4 protein-coding genes are annotated in these 4,597 nt (G+C 80.4%); all 4 read left to right on the top strand.

Features of this window, described 5'->3' with window-relative positions; genetic code table 11:
* A partial coding sequence (gene hemE / locus G6556_RS17250; protein WP_166944141.1) for a uroporphyrinogen decarboxylase occupies window positions 1-1,066 on the top strand: 1,066 nt, incomplete at its 5' end.
* A gap of 52 nt (window positions 1,067-1,118) precedes the next feature.
* Window positions 1,119-2,687 (top strand): FAD-dependent oxidoreductase, encoded by a 1,569-nt coding sequence (locus tag G6556_RS17245; protein ID WP_166944139.1) that lies wholly within the window; start codon window positions 1,119-1,121, stop codon window positions 2,685-2,687.
* 66 nt (window positions 2,688-2,753) lie between these two features.
* The gene (gene hemC / locus G6556_RS17240; RefSeq protein ID WP_166944137.1) at window positions 2,754-3,740 is read left to right on the top strand and encodes a hydroxymethylbilane synthase; all 987 of its coding nucleotides are present in this window, start codon (window positions 2,754-2,756) and stop codon (window positions 3,738-3,740) included.
* The coding region (locus tag G6556_RS17235; protein ID WP_166944135.1) for a uroporphyrinogen-III synthase at window positions 3,737-4,597 on the top strand (861 nt) is incomplete at its 3' end. The genes hemC and G6556_RS17235, both read left to right, overlap by 4 nt.

Here is a 4,597-nt window from a genome sequence, read left to right as displayed (position 1 = left end):
GCCCGCCGACCACCCCCTGGTCGACGGCCGCACGGCCCACGCGCCGCTGGTGGACGCGTACCGCGGCCGCACGCCGGCCCGCCGCCCGGTGTGGTTCATGCGCCAGGCCGGCCGGTCGCTGCCGGAGTACCGGGAGGCCCGGAAGGGCACCGCGATGCTCGACGCCTGCCTGACCCCGGACCTGGCGTCGGAGATCACGCTGCAGCCGGTGCGCCGGCACGGGGTCGACGCGGCGATCTTCTTCTCGGACATCGTGATCCCGCTGCGGCTGGCGGGCGTGGACGTCGACATCCAGCCCGGCGTCGGCCCCGTGATGGGCTCCGCCGTGCGGACCGCCGACGACGTGGCCCGGCTGCGCGCCGAGCACCCCGCCGAGTCGCTGACGCCCGAGGTGCTCGCGCCGGTCGTCGAGGCCGTGCGGCTGACGACGGCGGCGCTCGGGTCGACCCCGCTGATCGGGTTCGCGGGGGCGCCGTTCACGCTCGCCGCGTACCTGGTCGAGGGCCGGCCGTCGCGCGACCACCTGGCGGCGCGCACCCTCATGCACGCGGACCCGGGGACCTGGGCCGCGCTGACCGAGTGGGCCGCCGACGTGACCGGTGCGTTTCTGCGGGCGCAGGTGCTGGCCGGGACGAGCGCGGCGCAGCTGTTCGACTCCTGGGCGGGCTCGCTGTCCCTCGCGGACTACACGGCCCGCGTCGCGCCCGCGTCGACCCGCGCGCTGTCCCACGTCGCCGACCTGGGCGTGCCCCGGGTGCACTTCGGCACCGGGACCGGCGAGCTGCTCGCCGCCATGCGGGACGTCGGCGCGGACGTCGTGGGCGTGGACCACCGGATCGGGCTCGACGAGGCGGTCCGCCGGCTCGACGGCCGGGTGCCGGTGCAGGGCAACGTCGACCCGGCGCTGCTGGCGGCGCCGTGGCCGGTGCTGGAGGCGCACGTGCGGGACGTGGTGGCGCGCGGCGTCTCGGCGCCCGGTCACGTGGTGAACCTGGGCCACGGCGTGCCGCCGGAGACCGACCCGGACGTGCTCACCCGCCTCGTGGCGCTGGTGCACGCGCTGTGAGGTGGGGCCCGGGTCCCGCTCCGCGGGCTCCCGGGCGCGGCAGGCTGGACGGATGAGGAAGGACGCGACCACGAACGACGACGACCGGGCAGCCGGCACGACCCGACCCGGCGCCGCGGCAGCACCCCCGGACGGGGGGTGGGACGCCGTCGTCGTGGGCGGCGGGGTCGCGGGCCTCGTCGCCGCGCGCGAGCTGACCCTCGCCGGCCTGCGGCCGCTGGTGCTCGAGGCGTGGCGGTCGGTCGGCGGGGTGGTCGGCCGGCACGAGGTCGACGGGCTGGCGCTCGACGCCGGCGCCGAGTCGTTCGCGACCCGCGGCGGCGTCGTCGCGGCGCTGGCGGACGAACTGGGCCTGGCCGACCGCGTCGTCACGCCCGAGCGGCACGGCGCGTGGGTGCGACTGCCCTCCGGTGCCGGGCCGCTCCCCCGCACCGGCCTGCTGGGCATCCCGGCCGACCCGTGGGCGCCGGACGTCCGCCGCACGATCGGGCTCGCGGGGTCGCTGCGCGCCTCGCTGGACCGCGTGCTGCCCGCGCGGGTCGGCACCGCCGACGGGACCACCCTCGGTGCGCTGGTGCGCGCCCGCGCCGGGCGGCGGGTGCTCGACCGGCTCGTCCGGCCGGTGGTGGCGGGCGTGCACGCCGCCGAGCCGGACGACGTGGCCGCGGACGCCGTCGCCCCCGGGCTGGTCGCCGCGGTGCGCCGGGAGGGCTCGCTCGCCCGGGCCGTCACCGCGCAGCGCGCGCTCGCACCGGCGGGGTCGGCCGTCGCCGGGTTCCGCGGCGGGCTGCACGTGCTGGTCGAGGCGCTGGTGGCGGACGTCGAGGCGCGCGGCGGTGCCGTGCGGACCGGGGCGTCGGTGCACGCGGTCGCCCGCACCGACGACGGGTTCGCCGTGACCGTCGGGGCCGAGGGCGCCGTCGAGACGCTCACGACCGCGCGGCTGGTGGTCGCCACGCCGCGCGCCGTCGACCTCCTGGCCGGCGTCGCACCGGGCCTGGCGGGCCTGGCGACCGACCCCGGCGCGGACATCGTGCTCGCGACGCTGGTGCTCGACGCCCCGGAGCTGGACGCCGCCCCGCGCGGCACGGGGGTGCTGGTCGCCCGCGGCGTGCCCGGGGTGCGGGCCAAGGCGCTCACGCACGCGACCGCCAAGTGGGCGTGGCTCGCCGAGGCGGCCGGGCCGGGCCGGCACGTCGTGCGGCTGTCCTACGGCCGGGCCGGCGACGACGCGGCCGCGGCGAACGGGCTGCCGTCCGACCTCGACGCGCTCACCGACCTCGCCGTGCGGGACGCCGCGGCCGTCCTCGGGGTGCCGCTGCGCCGGGAGCAGGTGCGCGCCGCCGCCCGGGTGCGCTGGCGCCAGGGCCTGCCGGTGCCGAGCGCCGCGCACCGGGAGACGGTGCGGCGGGTCCGCGCCGCCGTCGCCGAGGTGCCCGGCCTCGCCGTCGTGGGCGCGTGGGTGTCCGGCAACGGCCTCGCCTCGGTCGTCCCCGACGCCCGGGCGACCGCGTCGGCGCTGGCCGCGTCGGCGCCGGCCGCCGCCGCACCACCCGGCGCCGGCGCCCCCGCACCCACCGGCACCGCCGACCCCGCTCGCACCCCACCTCCGGAGGCCTGACCCGTGCACCGCAGCCCGCGACCCGCGGTTTCGACAGATCCGCGCGGGGTGTCCGAGACTGGGGGCATGCCCCAGACGGTCCGGGTCGGCACCCGTGCGAGTGCGCTCGCCCTCACCCAGACGGGGCACGTGGCGGACGCGCTGACCGCCCTGGGCGCGGGCCCGCACGAGCTGGTCCGCGTCCGCACCGACGGCGACCGGCTCACGGGTTCGCTGGCCACCCTGGGCGGCACCGGCGTGTTCGTGACCGCCCTGCGGGACGCCCTGCTGGACGGCCGGTGCGACGTCGCGGTGCACTCGTTCAAGGACCTGCCGACGGCCGTGGCCCCGGGCCTCGTCGTCGCCGCGGTGCCGCTGCGCGAGGACCCGCGGGACGCCCTGTGCGCCCGCGACGGCCGCACGCTCGCCACGCTGCCGCAGGGCGCCGCGGTGGGCACCGGGTCGCCGCGGCGCGCCGCCCAGCTGCGGGCGGCCCGGCCGGACCTGCGGGTGGTGGACATCCGCGGCAACGTCGACACCCGGCTCCGCCGGATCGAGGACGACCTCGACGCCGTCGTGCTGGCCCGCGCGGGCCTGGCGCGCCTGGGCCGGCTGGACGCCGTCACCGACGCGCTGCCGTTCGACGTGATGACGCCGGCGCCCGCCCAGGGTGCGCTGGCGGTCGAGGTCCGCGCGGAGGACGCCGCCGCCGGCACGCCGCTGGCCCGGGCGCTCGCGGCGCTCGACCACCGGCCCACGCACCTCGCGGTGCTGTCCGAGCGGGCGCTGCTCAGCCGGCTCGAGGCGGGCTGCGCCGCACCGGTGGGCGCGCACGCGCGGATCGGCGCGGACGACGTCCTGACGCTGGAGGCGGTCGTGCTGCGCACCGACGGCACCCAGGCGCTGCGCCGCGCGGCGTCGACGACGCTGGCCGGCGGGGCCGTGGGCCCTGCGGACGCCGACCCGGCCACCGCCGCGGGCCGCGTCGCGCTCGCCGCGGCCGCCCTCGGCACCCGGCTCGCGGAGGACCTGCTGGACGCGGGCGCCGCCGAGCTGGCGGAGCTCGGGGCGTGACGGGCCTGCCCGCCGACGGCGCCCCCGCTGCGGTCCCCGCCGTGCCCGCCGGGCCGCTCGCCGGCCGCACCGTCCTCGTCCCGCGCGCGACCGACGGCCCGGACCCCCTGGTCATCGCGCTGCACGCCGCGGGCGCCGAGCCGCTCGTCGTCCCGCTGATCCAGACCGTCCCGCCGTTCGACCCCACCGAGCTCGACGACGCGCTGCTCGCGCTCGAGGTCGGCTACTACCGCTGGGTCGCCGTCACCAGCGCCGCCGCGGTGCCCGTGCTGGAGGACCGCGCCGAGGAGACCGGGCACACGCTGGCGGCGCTGCTCGACGGCGTCCGGGTGGCCGCGGTCGGCGGCAGCACGGCCCGGGCGCTGCGCGAGGCCGGTGTCCGCGTCGACCTGGTGCCGACCGGGCGGTCGTCCGCCGTCGCGCTGCTCGCCGCCTGGCCGGCGGCGGGCGCGGAGCCGGAGCGGGTGCTGCTGCCGCTCGGCGACCTCGCCGCGCCGACCATGGCCGAGGGGCTGGCCGCGCGCGGCTGGCCGGTCGACGTGGTCGTCACCTACCGCACGGTGCCCGGCCCGGCCCCCGAGCCGGAGGTGCGCGCCGCGTACGCCGCCGGGGAGGTGGACGCGGTCCTGCTCACCTCGGGCAGCACCGCGCGGAACCTGCTCGCCATGCTCGGCGCCCCGCCCGCGGGCACGCTCGTGTGCTGCATCGGCGACTCGACCGCCGCCGAGGCGCGCCGTGCCGGGCTCACCGTGCACGCGGTCGCCGAGGACCAGACCCCGGGCGGCCTCGTCGCCGCCCTCGCGCGCGCCGCCCAGGCGCGGGACGACGCCCAGGACGCGGGCGCCCCCACCGACGAC

It is taken from the genome of Cellulomonas sp. IC4_254, from assembly GCF_011603975.1.
GTDB lineage: Bacteria > Actinomycetota > Actinomycetes > Actinomycetales > Cellulomonadaceae > Cellulomonas.
The sequence above is the reverse complement of the archived record's forward strand: the minus strand, read 5'-3'. Positions and strand labels throughout refer to the sequence as shown.

What these genes read in the sequence shown, in the direction of transcription:
- hemC (WP_166944137.1), top strand. Translation starts at nt 2,754, where the DNA reads ATGCCCCAGACGGTCCGGGTCGGCACCCGTGCGAGTGCGCTCGCCCTC.
- G6556_RS17245 (WP_166944139.1), top strand. Translation starts at nt 1,119, where the DNA reads ATGAGGAAGGACGCGACCACGAACGACGACGACCGGGCAGCCGGCACG.